Source organism: Gilliamella sp. Lep-s35 (assembly GCF_009795845.1).
GTDB lineage: Bacteria > Pseudomonadota > Gammaproteobacteria > Enterobacterales > Orbaceae > Gilliamella.
The window spans coordinates 1-17,613 of the sequence record NZ_WTEX01000014.1 but is presented as its reverse complement, the minus strand read 5'-3'; the positions used below and the strand labels follow the sequence as shown (position 1 = coordinate 17,613).

13 protein-coding genes are annotated in these 17,613 nt (G+C 35.7%); 6 read left to right on the top strand and 7 right to left on the bottom strand.

Annotated elements, in window-relative coordinates; translation table 11 throughout:
• Positions 1–6: 6 nt before the first annotated feature.
• The 3 genes from mrcB to znuA all read right to left on the bottom strand — a co-directional run bounded on the left by mrcB (position 7) and on the right by znuA (position 4,811).
• Complete coding sequence (gene mrcB, locus GQ590_RS07565; protein WP_202112924.1) at positions 7–2,340, bottom strand: bifunctional glycosyl transferase/transpeptidase; 2,334 nt, start codon at positions 2,338–2,340, stop codon at positions 7–9.
• 130 nt (positions 2,341–2,470) lie between these two features.
• The gene (gene mepM / locus GQ590_RS07560) at positions 2,471–3,826 is read right to left on the bottom strand and encodes a murein DD-endopeptidase MepM (RefSeq protein WP_160407782.1); all 1,356 of its coding nucleotides are present in this window, start codon (positions 3,824–3,826) and stop codon (positions 2,471–2,473) included.
• Positions 3,827–3,854: 28 nt separating this feature from the next.
• The gene (gene znuA / locus GQ590_RS07555) at positions 3,855–4,811 is read right to left on the bottom strand and encodes a zinc ABC transporter substrate-binding protein ZnuA (RefSeq protein WP_160407784.1); all 957 of its coding nucleotides are present in this window, start codon (positions 4,809–4,811) and stop codon (positions 3,855–3,857) included.
• 93 nt (positions 4,812–4,904) lie between these two features.
• Between znuA and znuC the strand changes: the two genes are divergently transcribed.
• From znuC to GQ590_RS07540, 3 genes are all read left to right on the top strand, one after another.
• Positions 4,905–5,687, top strand: a complete 783-nt coding sequence (gene znuC / locus GQ590_RS07550) for a zinc ABC transporter ATP-binding protein ZnuC (protein ID WP_160407810.1) — start codon at positions 4,905–4,907, stop codon at positions 5,685–5,687.
• Positions 5,680–6,480 (top strand): zinc ABC transporter permease subunit ZnuB, encoded by an 801-nt coding sequence (znuB, locus tag GQ590_RS07545; protein WP_160407786.1) that lies wholly within the window; start codon positions 5,680–5,682, stop codon positions 6,478–6,480. The genes znuC and znuB overlap by 8 nt, the downstream gene beginning before the upstream one ends.
• A gap of 123 nt (positions 6,481–6,603) precedes the next feature.
• Positions 6,604–8,127: a YifB family Mg chelatase-like AAA ATPase gene (locus GQ590_RS07540; RefSeq protein WP_160407787.1), complete on the top strand. Its 1,524-nt coding sequence runs from the start codon at positions 6,604–6,606 to the stop codon at positions 8,125–8,127.
• A 92-nt stretch (positions 8,128–8,219) separates the two neighbouring features.
• Here the strand turns inward: GQ590_RS07540 and glmS are convergent, their stop codons facing one another.
• Both glmS and glmU read right to left on the bottom strand, forming a co-directional pair.
• Positions 8,220–10,052, bottom strand: coding sequence for a glutamine--fructose-6-phosphate transaminase (isomerizing) (glmS, locus tag GQ590_RS07535; RefSeq protein ID WP_160407789.1), 1,833 nt, complete (start codon positions 10,050–10,052; stop codon positions 8,220–8,222).
• A gap of 3 nt (positions 10,053–10,055) precedes the next feature.
• Positions 10,056–11,435, bottom strand: a complete 1,380-nt coding sequence (gene glmU, locus GQ590_RS07530; RefSeq protein ID WP_368669150.1) for a bifunctional UDP-N-acetylglucosamine diphosphorylase/glucosamine-1-phosphate N-acetyltransferase GlmU — start codon at positions 11,433–11,435, stop codon at positions 10,056–10,058.
• 144 nt (positions 11,436–11,579) lie between these two features.
• Here glmU and hemG point away from each other — a divergent pair, with 144 nt between their 5' ends.
• Together hemG and typA are read left to right on the top strand one after the other, a co-directional pair.
• Positions 11,580–12,113 carry a menaquinone-dependent protoporphyrinogen IX dehydrogenase gene (gene hemG, locus GQ590_RS07525; RefSeq protein ID WP_160407793.1) on the top strand — a complete coding sequence of 178 codons (534 nt, stop codon included), beginning with the start codon at positions 11,580–11,582 and terminating at the stop codon, positions 12,111–12,113.
• A 165-nt stretch (positions 12,114–12,278) separates the two neighbouring features.
• The gene (typA, locus tag GQ590_RS07520) at positions 12,279–14,105 is read left to right on the top strand and encodes a ribosome-dependent GTPase TypA (protein ID WP_160407795.1); all 1,827 of its coding nucleotides are present in this window, start codon (positions 12,279–12,281) and stop codon (positions 14,103–14,105) included.
• A 34-nt stretch (positions 14,106–14,139) separates the two neighbouring features.
• Here the strand turns inward: typA and GQ590_RS07515 are convergent, their stop codons facing one another.
• Positions 14,140–14,556: an RnfABCDGE type electron transport complex subunit B gene (locus GQ590_RS07515; protein WP_160407797.1), complete on the bottom strand. Its 417-nt coding sequence runs from the start codon at positions 14,554–14,556 to the stop codon at positions 14,140–14,142.
• A complete protein-coding gene (locus GQ590_RS07510) occupies positions 14,556–16,256 on the bottom strand; it encodes a formate--tetrahydrofolate ligase (protein WP_202112923.1) in 1,701 nt (566 codons plus the stop codon). Before GQ590_RS07510 ends, GQ590_RS07515 begins: the two co-directional genes overlap by 1 nt.
• 153 nt (positions 16,257–16,409) lie before the next feature.
• On the opposite strand from GQ590_RS07510, the gene sohB reads away from it, so the two are divergent.
• The gene (gene sohB / locus GQ590_RS07505) at positions 16,410–17,519 is read left to right on the top strand and encodes a protease SohB (protein WP_160407801.1); all 1,110 of its coding nucleotides are present in this window, start codon (positions 16,410–16,412) and stop codon (positions 17,517–17,519) included.
• Positions 17,520–17,613: the final 94 nt, after the last annotated feature.

Sequence of the window (17,613 nt, the reverse complement as noted above, 5' to 3'; positions counted from 1 at the left end):
TTTCACCTAGTTATTTAATAGGTCAGTAACCCAAGTCGGTGTTTGCTTATCAGGCGTTGACTTATTATTGTCAGAACATAGACTTTTAGAATTAACTGTCCATACAGGTAAAGAGCGAACACCACTTCCATCACATTGCCACTGCCCATCATTATCGACAGATACCATAAAAATATTTTGAGGTAACGGTAATACTAATTTTTTTGGTGGATTATTTTGTAAATATTCACTATAAATTTTTAAAGCTCCTGTTGCTCCTGTCAATTTCATAGGAGTGTGATCATCTAAACCAATCCAAATAACAGCAACATTTTTACCATCAATTCCTGTAAACCAACTATCACGAGAATCATTGCTTGTGCCTGTTTTGGCAGCTAAATTGAATGAACCGTATTTAGCTTTTAATGAACGTGATGTCCCTGAATTAACCACTTGTTGCATAGCATAAGTAGTTAAATAAGCAGATTGTTGAGATACAGACTGAAGCTGTTGTGGATAGCTTTGATAAACCAACTTTCCTTTATCTGTTAATACATATCTTAAAATAGAAAGTGGGGAACGTTGACCATTATTAGTTATCGTTTGGAACATTTGTGCAGTTTCTAACGGTGTTAATTCTAAAGCACCGAGTAATCTTGATGGTAAGTTAGGTATACGTTCAGCAGGTATTCCTAACGATTGTAAAGTATTCTTTGTTGCATCAAGTCCCAATTCCATACCTAAATTAACAGTAGGGACATTAAGTGAAAGCGCTAAAGCATCCACTAACATAACACGATCGCGGAATTTACGGTCATAATTTTTAGGTTCCCAATACCCCCCACCATCAAGCTTAATAGATAGCGGATTATCATTAAGCCATGTATTAAGTTGGTAATGATCGGGCTGTCCAAGAGCGGTTAAATACGTTGAAGGCTTAGCTAATGAACCAATTGCTCGTTGCATTAACCAAGCGCGATTATAACCAGGATAACGAGGCTCAGCACTACCAATAATTGCGCGAATTTCCCCAGTTTCTCGACTAACAATAACCATTGCAGCTTGTAGTTCTTTATTAGTTGATTTTCGAAGATTTTCAATTTGATTTGTTACTGCCTGCTCTGCAGCAGATTGAGCCACAGGATCAAAGGTAGTAAAAATCTTCATACCAGATAGGTGTTCAGCTTTATCACCTAATTGTTTTTTAAGTTCATTACGCACAACTTGCATAAACGCAGGTTGTGGCGAGATTACACCACCTTTAGGCAAAACTGATAGCGGGCGCTGACTTAATAAGTTATACAGCTCACCATCAATAATACTTTGTTGCTCAGAAAGTTTTAAAACCACATTACGGCGTTCAATAACCTGTTGCGGTTGTGTCCAAGGATTATATAATGAAGCCCCTTTTACCATTCCAACTAATACTGCTTGCTGATCTAGTGTCAATTCATTAACTGGGCGTCCAAAATAGTAAAGACTTGCTAATGGAAAACCATGAATCTCTTCACTACCCGCTTGTCCAAAATAAACTTCGTTTAAATAAAGCTCTAAAATACGTTCTTTACTATAACGCCCATCCAAAATTACAGCCATATAGGCTTCACGTATTTTACGACTTAAACTGCGTTCATTAGTTAAAAAAAGATTTTTAACTGTTTGTTGAGTTAAGGTACTACCACCTTCGGTGCGACCTGTTGTTAAATTAACAAAAATAGCACGACCAATAGAATATAAACTTATGCCATGATGATCATAAAAACGTTTATCTTCTGTGGCAACTAACGTTTGTAATAATGAATCAGGGAACTCCTTTAATGGAACAAACAACCGTTGTTCGCCATTTGGAGAATGCATCATAGTAATTAATTTAGGATCAATTTTAAGTAATCCAAAATCACGTCCAGTATCTAAGTTAGTGATACGATCAATACGATTTTCATAAAAAGTAATTCTGACTCTAAATGCTTGTTCTTCACCATCAGGAAAAGTAAAAGGCCGACGATAAATTTCAACCGCATCATTTTTTACAATAAATTCACCTGGCCGAGTAGCTTTAGTGTCTTGCTGGCGATATTGTGCACCAATCAATATTGTAACCACATCGTTTAGGCTATATTCACTATCAGGCTCAAGGTCAATAATTTGTCCGTAAATTGCCGCAGGCAACTCCCAAACATTTCCGTCAATTCGTTCTTTGATTTGTTGATCAAGATAAATTCCATAAATAATTGCCACAGAGGCTAAGACAAGAAATAACTTAAATAGTAATGTCAAAAATCTTCGCCAGAGTGTAGTTTTTTTATTTTTTTTAGTCTTCTTTGAAGATCGCTTTTTGGCTGTTTTTGTTGATGTGTTCAAACTGCACCTAACACTTATTATTCAATAAAATTAACTTATGATACCATAATTTTTTTGGGATACCTCGCCCTTATTTTTGTCAAAAAGTTTCAGGTAAGTACTCGCCTAAATATAAAATAAATACATAAATTTAAAACTCTAGCTGTGAGCTAATACTTTTAACTTTTGACAAAAATACTTTTTTAGACTTGCCTGTTAACTCTTCTGAAATAGGTAAGCTTGCAGTTAAAGGATTCACTGGTTTATTATTAATATGTAATTCAAAGTGTAAATGTGGCCCAGTTGATCGCCCAGTATTTCCTGATAATCCGATTTTATCGCCTTGTTTAACTTGTTGGCCTGGTTTAACTAAAATTTTATCCAAGTGCATATAAGTTGTCATATATTGACGCCCATGACGGATAGCAATATAGTTACCCGCTGAACCACTATACTTTGCAATTACTACTTCACCATTACCAACAGATAATACGGGAGTACCGCGCGATACAGCAAAATCAACACCATTATGTGGGGCTATTTGTCCTGTAACGGGATGCAAACGACGAGGGTTAAATCCAGAAGAAACACGTGCTTTTTTTTCTAAAGGATAACGAAAAAAGCCTTGAGATAAACTATTACCGTTGATGTCATAATATTTACCATCATCACCTAAAATAGCATAATAATCTTTGGTTCCATTTTTAAAACGAACACCTAACAACTGACTATTAGATAAGCTTTTACCATGCATTTCTCGTGTTAAAACAACTGAAAACTTATCGCCAATTTGTAATCGACGAAAATCTAAACGCCATTGCAAAGCGCGAGTTATAATAGCAATTTCATTACTTGTCAGCCCACTTTTGCGAGCATCAGCGACAAAACTAGATTTAATATCACCTTTTATAACAACATTTTGTGGTACAACTTCAGCTATTTCCGAACTTTCTATAAAGTTACCGTTTGATTTTTCATAAATTCGAATATTATTGCTTGATATTGTCCAACTGAAAGTTTTCAAATTATGATTATCATCAGTTGTCCAACTAACTTGTTGACCTATTCTTAAATTTGCAAGTTGCTTAAATTTTGTCGTTAGCTGATAAATATCATTTCGATTAACATTATAGCGAAGCAAGATATCATGCAAAGTATCACCACGCACTATTGTATATTGTACAGAGTTATCTTTACCATCAATAATATTATCTAATTCATCTGTAGCGATCTCATCTTCGGGAACATCTGATGATTCAGTAACAACAGGTGGCTTTCCATTTACTATCTCAACTTTTTCATCTCCATCAACAACCGAAGAATGATTCCTATCATTTACAGTAGTTTCAGCTTGAGGTGTTAAAGGAACATAAACTGTTCGATCCAAATTGAGAGGACGCCACAAAACAGAAAATAAGATAACGATGAAAAAAACCCCAAATATTGAAAAATAGGGAATTTTAAAATTATTTTTTTCAAAATCAGAGGATTTTATTTGTCTTGCCAAAATTAACCTTAACTATCTATTACTAAAACTAGTTTTTACCTAAACAATCCAACAGTTGCTGTGTTAATTTTGATAAAAATTGTGAATAGGCATCTTTGGAAAGAGCAATATCCGTTCCTAATGGATTCAATTCTCCAACTCGTACATCTGTTCCATTCACTAATTTTTCTATAACAGCAGGGCTAAACTGTGGTTCTCGGAATACACACACAGCTTGATGTTTTTTAAGTTCCTGCTGAATAGCATAAACTTTCTGAACACCAGGCTGAACTGCTGGATTTATAGTAAAACTGCCTAGTTTTTTTAATCCAAACTGTGCCTCAAAATACCCATAAGCATCATGGAACACAAAATAGCCCCTATTTTGTACGGTAATTAGTTTTTTTGCAATGTTTTGTTCTGTTTCTTCAAGCTTAATGATGAATTCGGTTAAATTTTCATCGATTAATCCTCTTTTATCTGGATACAAAATAATAAGTCTATCATGGATTGAGCGTGCAATAATCTTAGCAATTTTAGGTGAAAGCCAAATATGTTCATCATATTCGCCATGGTGATCTTCATCTAACGCATCATGGTCTTGAAGATCTTCATGCTCATGAACATTATGACTAGTTTGAAGCCGTGCTTTAATTTCTGGTATTGCCATTAATTCAATTTGTTTTTCTTTATCAATACGTTTCAAAATTGCTGGCATAAAATTTTCCATATCTTCACCAACCCAAATTACAAGTTCCGCTGATTTAAGTTTAACCAAATCAGATGGTTTTAAAGAATAGGTATGTGGAGATGCACTATCAGGAAGTAAAACATCAGTATCTGCTACCCCTGAAGCGATTGCCTCAGTGATAAATCCTATTGGTTTTACAGACGAAATAACTTTTGCGTTAGCATAATTAATCAAGCTTTGAACAAATATTAATAAACCAAATATCATTAAAAAAGGGGTTAGTCGTTTACTATTTAGTAGAATATATTTTTTCACAACGTTATCCTATATTTATAAAGTATGATAAAATGGAGTTAATAATTGTTATAATATAACATAACAGATTTGTAGGCAAGGGTGCTTAACATGATGACGTCATTAATTTCACTTAATAATGTTTCAGTAGAAATTAACCAACAAAAAATATTATATGATGTTTCATTATCACTTCATCTTAATCAAATTATTACAATACTAGGACCAAATGGCGCAGGTAAATCAACTCTCGTAAAAGTGATTTTAGGTTTAGTCCCATACACATCAGGCATAATAACTCGTACACCTAATTTAACAGTTGGTTATGTACCACAATCAATCAATTTAAATTCAGCTCTACCTATTACTGTAGAACGTTTTATGCACCTAAATAGGCAATTAAACAACAAAGATATTCTCAACACATTATCAATGGTGAAAGCTGAGTATTTGATCAATAAATCGATGCATCAATTATCAGGAGGTGAATTACAACGAGTTTTACTAGCTCAAGCTCTAGCAAAACGGCCTCAATTATTAATTCTTGATGAACCAACTCAAGGGGTGGATGTCAATGGACAAGTGTTATTATATGATTTAATTGTTGATGCCAAAAAACAGTTTAATTGCGGTGTTTTAATGGTTTCTCATGATCTTCATCTTGTAATGGCAAAAACGGATGAGGTAATTTGTCTAAATCATCACGTTTGTTGTTCCGGTACACCGGCTAATGTTTCTAATGCCCCTGAGTTTATTTCACTTTTTGGCAAACATAACGCATCACAAATCGCTATTTATAAGCATCATCACAATCATCTGCATGATTGCTGCAAACAGCCTATTGAAAAAAATAAACAAACTATTTTGCCTAATTATGGGGAAAAAATTAATGATTGAGTTACTATTGCCGCCTTTGTTAGCAGGATTATGTTTAACTAGTATAACTGGGCCTTTGGGTACTTTTGTTGTTTGGCGAAGAATGTCTTATTTCGGTGATACTTTATCACATGCGGCTTTACTTGGTATTGCGTTTGGTTTTTTACTAAATATCAATTTATTTTATGCTGTCATTTTTGTAACTTTTTTACTTGCTTTAGGATTGCTTTGGTTAGAAGCACAAAAACAGCTTCCTATTGATACTTTACTCGGTATTTTAGCTCATAGTGCATTATCACTTGGCTTAGTAGTAATTAGTTTAATGAAAAATATTCGTATTGATTTAATGGGATATCTATTTGGTGATCTTTTATCTGTAACATATTTAGATCTTTATCAAATTACTATTTTTGTAATACTTATTGGTGCTTTATTGTTTTGGAAATGGAATAACATTTTATTTATTACTGTGAGCGAAGAATTAGCGTTTAGCCATGGTATTAATGTGCAGTTCACAAAATTGCTTTTAGTTTTATTGTTAGCGTTAACAATAGGTTTATCAATGAAATTTGTTGGAGCTCTAATTATTACCTCTTTACTTATTATTCCTGCTGCCACAGCGAAATATTATTCAAAAACCCCTGAAGCAATGGCGTTAATTGCCATCATAATAGGCATGTTATCGGTCATTTTAGGTTTAATGTTTTCATTTTTTTATGACACACCAACTGGTCCATCAATAGTATTAAGCAATACTTGTCTATTTTTCATATCATTACTTATTTCAAAAGTTATTTTACATAAACAAGCCTAAAATCATTGCAAAATTAAATCATTTATTGGGTGATGTGTCACACTTTATTAAATGGTTTAATACTTCGCTTGGTATTTCCTAATATCATAATCATAAAATACAACATGTTAATGATTATAAATTATGTCACTTGCAATTATTTATACACGAGCATCTATTGGGATACAAGCCCCTTTAATAAACGTTGAAGTTCATATTAGCAATGGTATGCCAGGATTTGTTTTAGTTGGTTTACCTGAAGCAACAGTTAAAGAAGCAAAAGACCGAGTTAGGAGTGCTATTATTAATAGTGGTTTTACCTTTCCAACTAAAAAGATAACAGTAAATTTATCTCCAGCAGATCTACCTAAAGAAGGAAGTCGCTTTGATTTACCAATAGCTATTGCCATTCTTGCCGCAACAGAACAAATTCCAACAGAAAATTTATCACATTATGAGTTTTTAGGTGAACTAGCACTATCTGGAAATATTAGAGCGGTAAAGGGGGCCATTCCTGCTGCTATTTCTTCTAAAAAGAATAAACGTACTTTAATAATTTCAGCTGAAAACCAATCTGAAATTTCGTTGATTCACAAAAATAATACATTGATTACTAGCAACTTACTAGAATTATGCCAATATTTATATAATGAAATTGATTTACCAAGTGTCCAATATCGTGAATATCAAGATGTTGATAATAACTTGCCCTCTCTACAGGATATAATCGGGCAGGAACACGCCAAAAGAGCATTAGAAATTGCAGCAGCAGGAGGGCACAATTTATTATTAATTGGACCACCAGGAACAGGTAAAACAATGTTAGCAACTCGTTTAACGTCTTTACTACCGCAATTATCTGATGATGAAGCACTTGAAAGTGCAGCAATAACAAGTTTAGTTAGCCCAAATGGTTCAATTAAAAACTGGCGTAAAAGACCTTTTAGAGCGCCACATCATAGCGCATCAACTGCAGCACTCGTCGGCGGAGGAACAATCCCCAAACCTGGAGAGATTTCACTAGCACATAATGGAATATTATTTTTAGATGAATTACCAGAGTTTAATCGAAAAGTATTAGATGCTTTGAGAGAGCCTATTGAGTCAGGTGAAATTATCATTTCAAGAGCCAATGCAAAAATAAAGTTTCCCGCAAAGTTCCAGCTAATAGCTGCTATGAATCCAAGTCCAACAGGACATTATCAAGGAACTCATAATAGAACAACACCACAACAAACTATTCGTTATTTAAATCGATTGTCAGGTCCGTTTCTTGATAGATTTGATATTTCTATTGAAGTTCCGTTATTACCCAAAGGAGCACTAAGCCAAAAAACGACTTCATCAGAATCAACTGAAACAGTAAAACTGCGTGTTTTACAAGCAAGAAATATACAAATTAAAAGAAATAATAAATTAAATAGTCAATTAAGTGCAAAGGAGATTCAATACTGTTGTCAATTATCAAGCGAAAATAGCGAATATCTAGAGCAAGCATTAATTAAATTAGGACTTTCCGCTAGGGCATGGCATAGAATATTAAAAGTATCGCGCACAATTGCTGATTTAGATAAATCAAAAGATATAAAACGGCAACATATTTCAGAAGCATTAAGTTATCGTTCTATGGACAGATTACTAATTCAATTACATAAAAACATTGGATAAAAAAGTGTAACTATCCCCTAAAATAGTACAACAAAAAACGTAGCGTATTTGTTGTACAAACTATTAGGCCATTATATTTAATCCAGCCAAACTTACTCCACGGTAACCGACTTTGCCAAATTACGAGGCTGATCGACATCGGTGCCTTTGATCAAAGCAACATGATACGCAAGTAACTGGGTTGGTACGGTATAGTAAATCGGTGCGGTTAGCTCTTCAATATGGGGAAGATTTATAATATGCATGGTATCATCACTAACAAATCCTGCATCTTCTTGAGCAAAAACATACAGTTGACCACCACGCGCTCGAACTTCTTCTATATTAGATTTTAATTTTTCTAGCATTTCGTTGGTTGGTGCCATAACAATCACTGGCATATCCGCATCAATTAATGCAAGTGGACCATGTTTGAGTTCACCAGCAGCATAGGCTTCAGCGTGAATATAAGATATTTCTTTGAGCTTTAGCGAAGCTTCCATAGCGATTGGATACTCATCACCTCGACCTAAGAATAGCGCATGATGTTTATCAACAAAATGACTAGCTAGTTTTTTAATTTGAAGTTCTGTCGTGAGTACTTGTTCAATGCGGTTTGGTAGGACTTGGAGCGCATGCACAATAGCCTGCTCAGTACTTTCAGCCATATTATTTATGCGTCCTAATTTAGCAACTAGTAGCAATAAAACCGTTAATTGTGTGGTAAAGGCTTTAGTTGACGCAACACCGATTTCAACCCCTGCTTTAGTTAATAGAACTAAATCTGCTTCGCGCACGAGTGTTGAGGCTGCCACATTACAGATAGCAAGGGTGCTTAGGTAATTATTTTCTTTGGCTAATCGCAATGCAGCGAGTGTGTCAGCCGTTTCACCAGATTGTGAAAGGGTGATAAATAAGCTATTTTTGCGACGAGCTGGATTTCGATAACGGAATTCTGATGCAATCTCGACATCACAAGGAATTCCTGCTAAAGCTTCAAACCAATAACGTGCAACCATACCTGCATTATAAGCAGTACCACAGGCAACAATTTGAACATGCTCAACCTGTTTAAGGATGGCTTTGGCTTCATCACCAAGTTCGGACAAATCAACTTTACCATGTACCATGCGGCCTTCAAGCGTATTTTTTATTGCATTAGGTTGTTCGTAGATCTCTTTTTGCATGTAATGACTATAGCCTGCTTTACTACCCGCGTCATACTTTGCGTCAGATTCTATACATGGTCTTGTTACTTCTTGATGATTTTTGTCTAAGATTGTTACTTTTCGGTGAGTGATAAGTGCGATATCACCTTCTTCCAAATAGATAAATTGGCGAGTGACGGGTAATAGTGCTAATTGATCGGATGCGATAAAGTTCTCACCTACACCACAACCTATAACTAAAGGACTGCCTGAACGTGCCGCAACCAATATATCTGGATTGCGAGTATCCATAATGACTGTACCGTAAGCCCCTCGTAGTTGTGGAATAGCTTTTTGTACAGCGTCAAATAAGGAACAATCTTCGGTTGATATAATGTTATGAATTAAATGAGCAATAACTTCAGTGTCGGTTTCGGAACGGAATTGGTAACCTTTGGCGATCAGCTTTTCACGCAGTGCTTCAAAATTTTCGATAATTCCATTATGCACAACGGCAATAAAACCCGATACATGTGGATGAGCATTGTGTTCAGCTGGTTCACCATGAGTTGCCCAGCGAGTATGAGCAATTCCTGTAGATCCTTCTAGTGGATGCTGTTCAATGGCATCTTTAAGTGCTTGTACTTTGCCAACACGGCGAACGCGTTGTAATTCACCTTGTGATGAAATAATTGCCAGTCCTGCCGAGTCATAACCACGATATTCTAATCGTTTTAAACCTTCTAATAATATTTCAGCAACATCACGTTTGGCGATAGCACCCACAATACCACACATAGTTTATTCCTCGTTAGTTAACTTTGTTGGTCGTTTCCAACCGGCAAGCTGTTTTTGTTTTACTCGGCTTACTACTAGCTCATTATCATTCACATTATTGGTAACCGTTGTTCCTGCTGCAATAGTTGCCCCTTTACCCACTTTTACAGGTGCTATTAATTGCGTATCAGAACCGACAAACACATCATCTTCAATAATGGTTTTAAATTTATTGGCACCGTCATAATTACAGGTGATGGTGCCAGCACCAATGTTGACATTATTGCCAATTTCGCTATCACCAAGGTAGCTTAAGTGTCCTGCTTTGCTTGCTTTACCTAGATGGGCTTTTTTTAGTTCAACAAAGTTGCCAACATGAGCTTGTTCATCAAGCTGTGAACCAGGTCGTAGGCGGGCGAATGGCCCGATAGTACATTGTTTAGCGATGGTTGAATCTTCAATAATGCTATATGGACTGATACTTGAATCATCATCAATTGTACAATTTTTCAAAATACAACCAGCACCAATAAATACGTTATTACCTAATTTGACATTGCCTTCAATAATTACATTACAATCAATCGTAACATCTTTACCGTGCGATAGAGATCCTCGTAAGTCAAAACGAGTTGGGTCAAGCAATGTTACGCCTGCTAATAATAAATTTTGTGTTTGTTGATGTTGATATTGCCGTTCTAATGTTGCCAATTGCAGGCGATTATTGACGCCTTCAACTTCAAATTGTTGTATAGGTTGTGATGTTTTAATGTTATAACCATCTTGATAAGCAAAGGCAATGATATCCGTTAAGTAATACTCTTTTTGTGCATTATCATTGCTTAAACGAGACAACCAATGTTTGAGTAATTTACCAGTAACAAGCATAATACCTGTGTTAATTTCTTTGATTTTTTGTTGCTCAAGAGAGGCATCTTTCTGTTCAACAATGGCGATAACTTTGCCATTTTTTCGTTCAATTCGTCCATACCCTGTTGAGTCATCTAACGTTACTGTTAATAATGCAATACCGTGCTCTGTTTTGCTAGCGATTAAATTTTTTAATGTTTCAACCGAAATTAATGGCGTATCCCCATAAAGAATCAAAATATCTTCGTCATCTTGAATATAAGTGCTAGCCTGTTGAACTGCATGCCCAGTGCCAAGTTGTTCTGCTTGATAGATAAGTTCGACATGTTGATCTTTAAGTGCAATTTCGAGCTGCGATTTACCATGACCATAAACAATATTAGTGCGATTTATATTAAGTTGTTGCACGGTATCAATAACATGTTGTAACATCGGCTTACCACCGATTTTGTGTAATACTTTTGGCAGCTCGGAATACATCCGTGTGCCTTTTCCTGCTGCTAAAATAATTGCACTAAGTTTTGTTGGTGAAATCGCCATAATCAGTTCCAGTCCAGTTAAATAAGTTAACTACTATAATCAAAGTCTTCTATGAAATCACCCCCAGTTCGTTAATTTTTATAATAAAAAAAGTAAAATTGATTTATGATAAGCCATTATCAAATAAGGTTTTATATTATGAATACAACAAAAAAGGTTTTATTACTTTACACAACTCATGAAAAACAAACACTTAAGATCATGCAACGTATTAAAACACAGTTAGACGATAAATGTTACTGCGATGTTATTGAACTTTTAGCTGATAGCAAAATCGAGCTTTCAAACTATGATGCCGTATTGTTGGGAAGTTCCATTCGCTATGGATTTTATAGTAAATTAATGAAAAAATTTATTGATGAACATTATCAACAATTAAATAATATGAAGTCAGGATTTTTTGGTGTAAATGTCGTAGCAAGAAAGCCACATAAAAATACACCAGAAACCAACTTATATACCAAAAAATTTCTAGCTAAAATAGCATGGAAACCCACTTTTACCGCTGTTTTTGCAGGTGCTCTTTATTATCCTCAATATAACTGGTTTGATCGCAATATGATCCGCTTTATTATGTGGTTAGGAAAAGGTGATACCGATGTAACAAAACCAGTTATTGAATATACAGATTGGGCAAAGGTAGATGAATTTGCCAAACAGTTTTATACTTAAACGTATAGTTACCTGAAACTTTTTTACAAATAAATTGATATTTTTCTAAAGTTATCAAGTACTCAAGCCCTTTTTAAGAATCTTTGTGATATAGATCAACATTTCGGCTAAAAAGGTGTACAATATCGCGCCTAAAGAATCTGTCTCCTAATTGGGATTTTAATTGTGATTGAAAATTTAAGAAATATAGCCATTATTGCTCACGTTGACCATGGTAAAACAACTTTGGTTGACAAGTTATTAAAACAGTCAGGCACGCTAGATAATCTACGCGGTGATGACAATGAACGCATAATGGACTCTAATGCGCTTGAAAAAGAGCGTGGTATTACCATTTTAGCTAAAAATACTGCAATTGATTGGAACAATTACCGAATTAACATCGTTGATACTCCAGGGCATGCTGATTTTGGTGGTGAAGTTGAACGTGTTATGTCTATGGTTGATTCTGTATTATTGCTCGTTGATGCAATGGATGGGCCAATGCCACAAACTCGTTTTGTAACACAAAAAGCTTTTGCTTATGGTTTAAAACCGATTGTGGTTATCAATAAAGTAGACCGACCAGGAGCTCGCCCTGATTGGGTGGTTGACCAAGTATTTGATCTATTTGTTAATTTAGGGGCAACTGATGAACAGTTAGATTTCCCTATCGTTTATGCTTCTGCATTAATGGGTATAGCTGGTGAAGATCACGAAAATATGGCTGAAGATATGACGCCACTATTTGAAGCGATTGTTAAACATGTTGAGCCACCAAAAGTTGATTTAGATGGTCCATTCCAAATGCAAATTTCTCAACTTGATTATAATAATTATGTTGGCGTTATTGGTATTGGTCGTATTAAACGTGGTCGTGTTAAACCAAATCAACAAGTGACTATAGTTGATAGTGAAGGTAACAAACGTACAGGTAAAGTAGGGCAAGTGCTAGGCCATTTAGGGCTGCAACGTTATGAAGCTGAAGTTGCCGAAGCGGGTGATATTATTGCATTAACTGGTCTTGGTGAACTTGGTATCTCTGACACGATTTGTGATAACAGTTGCGTTGAAGCTCTGCCGGCATTAACTGTTGATGAACCAACAGTAACTATGTTCTTTAATGTTAATAGCTCACCATTTGCTGGTAAAGAAGGTAAATATGTAACATCTCGACAAATTCTTGAGCGTTTAAATAAAGAGCTTGTACATAATGTTGCGTTGCGCGTTGAAGAAACTCCAGATCCAGATGCTTTTAGAGTATCGGGTCGTGGTGAATTGCATTTATCAGTACTAATTGAAAATATGCGCCGTGAAGGTTATGAGTTAGGTGTTTCTCGTCCTAAAGTTATTTTTAGAGAAATTGACGGTAAAAAACAAGAGCCATTTGAACAAGTTACCCTTGATATTGAAGAACAACATCAAGGTTCAGTAATGGAAGCTCTTGGTTTACGCAAAGGTGATCTAACCAACATGTTACCAGATGGTAAAGGTCGTGTGCGTTTAGATTATGTCATTCCAAGTCGTGGACTTATCGGTTTCAGAACTGAATTTATGACGATGACTTCAGGTACTGGTTTACTTTATTCTACATTTAGTCATTATGATGATGTTCGCCCTGGCGAAATTGGTCAGCGTAATAATGGCGTAATGATTTCTAACGGCACAGGTAAAGCATTGGCTTATGCGTTATATGGTTTACAAGACCGTGGTAAGTTATTCCTAGGTCATGGTGCTGAAGTATATGAAGGGCAAATCATTGGTATTCATACTCGTTCAAACGATTTAACTGTTAACTGTTTAACAGGTAAAAAATTGACCAATATGCGAGCATCAGGTACCGACGAAGCAACAACACTTTCACCACCAATTAAAATGTCATTAGAACAAGCGTTAGAGTTTATTGATGATGACGAATTAGTGGAAGTAACACCGTTATCTATCCGTTTACGTAAACGTCATTTAACTGAAAATGACCGTAAACGTGCATTTAGAAGTGGTAATAAAGACTAATTATTATTTGCTCTATCTTAATATGGAAACCTCGCTATTTAGCGAGGTTTTTTTTGGCTTTTACTCTAGCAATGGCATCGGCGATAGACTGTTTTCGGTCGTTCGATGTGCTAGCTTTGTTTGCTATCGGTGTGACACGAGGAAACAAAATTGTTGGTGGCACTAATTGGTTGTGATTTAATCGCTGTTGCTTTTTCTCAGTTAACGCTAACTCTTCAAATTCACTTAATACATTGCCTAAAGTGCTTAATGTAATACAGTCTGTTGGACAGGTATTAATACAATTACTACACGAAGTACATAACTGTGGCAAAATAGTGTGCAGCACTTGCTTACTGCCCACTATAGCATCGGTTGGGCAAACACGAATGCATTTGCCACAACCAATACAGTTTTCTTCATCAATAAACGCTTTATATTCTTGCTTAGTTTGCATAATTACTTCTTGCATTAACTTAAACCTACAATATTACCATCTTTGTCAATATCGATTTGTCTATAAGCAGGATTAGTACCTAGCCCTGGCATGGTCATCACATTACCAGCATAAACACGAATAAAACCAGCACCGGCAGATATAGCTAAATGACTGATATCGACATCAAAATCGGTAGGAACATTTTTTAAGTTTGCATCAGCACTAATTGACATTGGCGTTTTAGCAATACAAAGTGGCAAATGATCCAGTTTTAATTCTTCGATCTCTTTGATGTTTTCCTGTGCAGTGGCTGATAAATTAGCTTTGTTAGCACCATATTTTTTTACCATGGTTTGAATCTTATCTGCGAGTGGCATATTATCAGGATAAGGCAATTTAATTTCACTTGGCATTTCACACGCTTTAATAACATGCTGTGCTAATTTTTCAGCACCTTTACCACCTTGAGTAAAGACTTCACTCACTTCACAAGCAAAAGCACCATGTTTAACTGCATATTGTTGTAAAAATGCTAGCTCTTCTTCACTATCATGTGGAAAGCGGTTTATTGCAACAATGACTTGTAAGCCATAGCTTTTGGCATTGTTGATATGCCATGCTAAATTGGCAGCACCAATTTCAAGTAATTCAACGTTAGATTCCGAAATTTCTTTTGGAATTGCTTGCCCAGGTTTAATATTATATTTACCACTGTTAGATTTGAGGCTTCGCACTGTTGCAACTAATACTACACACGAAGCTTTAATGCCAGCTTGGCGGTATTTAATATTAAAGAATTTTTCCATGCCCATATCTGAACCAAAGCCCGCTTCAGTCACAACATAATCAGCAAGTTGTAACGCAATACGATCAGCAATGACAGATGAATTACCATGGGCAATATTAGCAAAAGGTCCAGCATGAATAAGTACTGGTGTATTTTCAACAGTTTGCATCAGGTTTGGATTAATGGCATTTTTAAGTAATACCGTCATAGCGCCTGCAACTTCAAGTTGTTCTGCGGTAATGGCTTCGCCTTGCGTATTATAAGCAAGAATAATACGACCAATACGAGCACGCATATCATGTAAATCTGAAGCTAAGGCTAAAATCGCCATAAGTTCTGATGCTGCGGTAATTTCAAATCCATCTTGGCGTGTAACACCATTAACGCCACCATCAACACCGACAGTTATTTTGCGAAGTGCACGATCATTATGATCAATCACACGTTTCCAAACAATGCGATTAACATCAATATTTAAACGAGGTAAACCCGTTTGTGCGGTAAATTCATCGCCTAAACGTTCTTCATGATAAAGGCGTGAGTCTAATGCGGCTGATGCCAAATCATGAGCTGCAGTAATGGCATGAATATCACCCGTTAAATGCAGATTTAATGTTTCCATCGGTAATACTTCAGCTTGCCCACCACCAGCAGCACCACCTTTTACACCAAAAACTGGACCAAGGCTTGGTTGACGAATACAAGCGATTGCTGATTTACCAATATAATTTAAGCCTTCACTTAGCCCAATAGTATTAACGGTTTTCCCTTCGCCAAGTGGTGTTGGTGTGATTGCGGTAACTAAAACCAATTTACCATTAGATTTATTTTGATTGGCTTTGATAATAGATAAATCGATTTTAGCAACATGCTTGCCATAAGGTAATACAAACTCATCTGGGATATTACATTGTTTAGCGATTTCGGTAATTGGGCGTAAAGACATATTTATTCTCATTTAACAATAGATTGGGAGATTAGTATAAATAATTTACATTGCCGAATAAAGCAACAATTTTATCTTTATTAATTTTCGGCACAATCTACAATTATCTTGTTATAATAAATAGATTTCGTTCAATCAAAGGATAATAATTAAATGAATTGGTTTTCACAGTATTCACTTTTTTTAGCTGAAACAACAACAGTCGTTATTGCTATTTTAGCTGTGCTCATATTTATATTAAGCCAACGCCGAAAATCTACAACAGCGACAGGGCGCTTATCAGTTAAAGATATTAGCCAAGAATATGAGCAAGTCAAAGATGACATGTTAATGTCAAGCATGGACGAGCTAGAAGCTAAACTGTTTATGAAAGATCTAAAAAAACAGAAAAAGCTAGAAAAAAAACAGGCAAAATTAGCAGCGAAACAAAAAAAGAAACAAGCAAAAAATCAACAAAATTCTGACCAGCAAACAGTGCCAGATACGGCATCAAAGCCAGCAGAAAATGAAACCAATCAACAAGTAAAACCTAAATTATTTGTATTATCTTTCAATGGCAGTATGGATGCTCACGAAGTTGAAGAACTACGCCAAGAAATCACAGCAGTATTGGCCGTGATTAAACCAGAAGATAACGTTGTTGTTAAACTGGAAAGCCCTGGCGGTGTGGTTCACGGTTATGGACTTGCAGCATCGCAACTATTACGGTTTAGACAACGCAACATTCCTTTCACTGCAGTGGTTGATAAAGTTGCGGCGAGTGGGGGATATATGATGGCATGTACCGCTAACAAAATTGTGGCAGCACCGTTTGCCATTGTGGGTTCAATTGGTGTGGTTGCACAGATCCCTAATTTTAACCGCTTACTCAAAAAACATGATGTAGACATTGAATTACAAACGGCAGGTGCGTATAAACGTACATTGACGATGTTTGGTGAAAATACCGAAGAAGGACGTCAAAAATTCAAACAAGAATTAGAAGAAACACATCTTTTATTTAAAGATTTTGTTAAAGAGTATCGACCAAATGTCGATATCGAACAAGTTGCAACAGGCGAACACTGGTTTGCAACACAAGCCAAAGACAAAGGCTTAGTTGACGAAATTAGTACGAGCGATGACTTTATTTTATCTCACTTAGAAACACATAAAATTATTTCTGTTACTTACCAACGAAAGCAAAAACTATCGGAAAGAATTTCAAAGAACGTAACAAAAAGCGTTGAAAGATTATTCTTTAGACAAGAAAAAGGGCTGTAAATAGCCCTTTTCAGATTGATGACAAAGAACTCGCTTTTTGGCGAGTTCTTTGATCTAATAGAGAAGAGTCCATTATTAAAAGGAATTCTTCTAT

Excerpts from the sequence above, each read along its gene's own strand:
- znuC (WP_160407810.1), top strand. The coding sequence starts at position 4,905 with ATGACGTCATTAATTTCACTTAATAATGTTTCAGTAGAAATTAACCAA.
- znuB (WP_160407786.1), top strand. The coding sequence starts at position 5,680 with ATGATTGAGTTACTATTGCCGCCTTTGTTAGCAGGATTATGTTTAACT.
- GQ590_RS07540 (WP_160407787.1), top strand. The coding sequence starts at position 6,604 with ATGTCACTTGCAATTATTTATACACGAGCATCTATTGGGATACAAGCC.
- glmS (WP_160407789.1), bottom strand. The coding sequence starts at position 10,052 with ATGTGTGGTATTGTGGGTGCTATCGCCAAACGTGATGTTGCTGAAATA.
- hemG (WP_160407793.1), top strand. The coding sequence starts at position 11,580 with ATGAATACAACAAAAAAGGTTTTATTACTTTACACAACTCATGAAAAA.
- GQ590_RS07515 (WP_160407797.1), bottom strand. The coding sequence starts at position 14,556 with ATGCAAGAAGTAATTATGCAAACTAAGCAAGAATATAAAGCGTTTATT.
- GQ590_RS07510 (WP_202112923.1), bottom strand. The coding sequence starts at position 16,256 with ATGTCTTTACGCCCAATTACCGAAATCGCTAAACAATGTAATATCCCA.
- sohB (WP_160407801.1), top strand. The coding sequence starts at position 16,410 with ATGAATTGGTTTTCACAGTATTCACTTTTTTTAGCTGAAACAACAACA.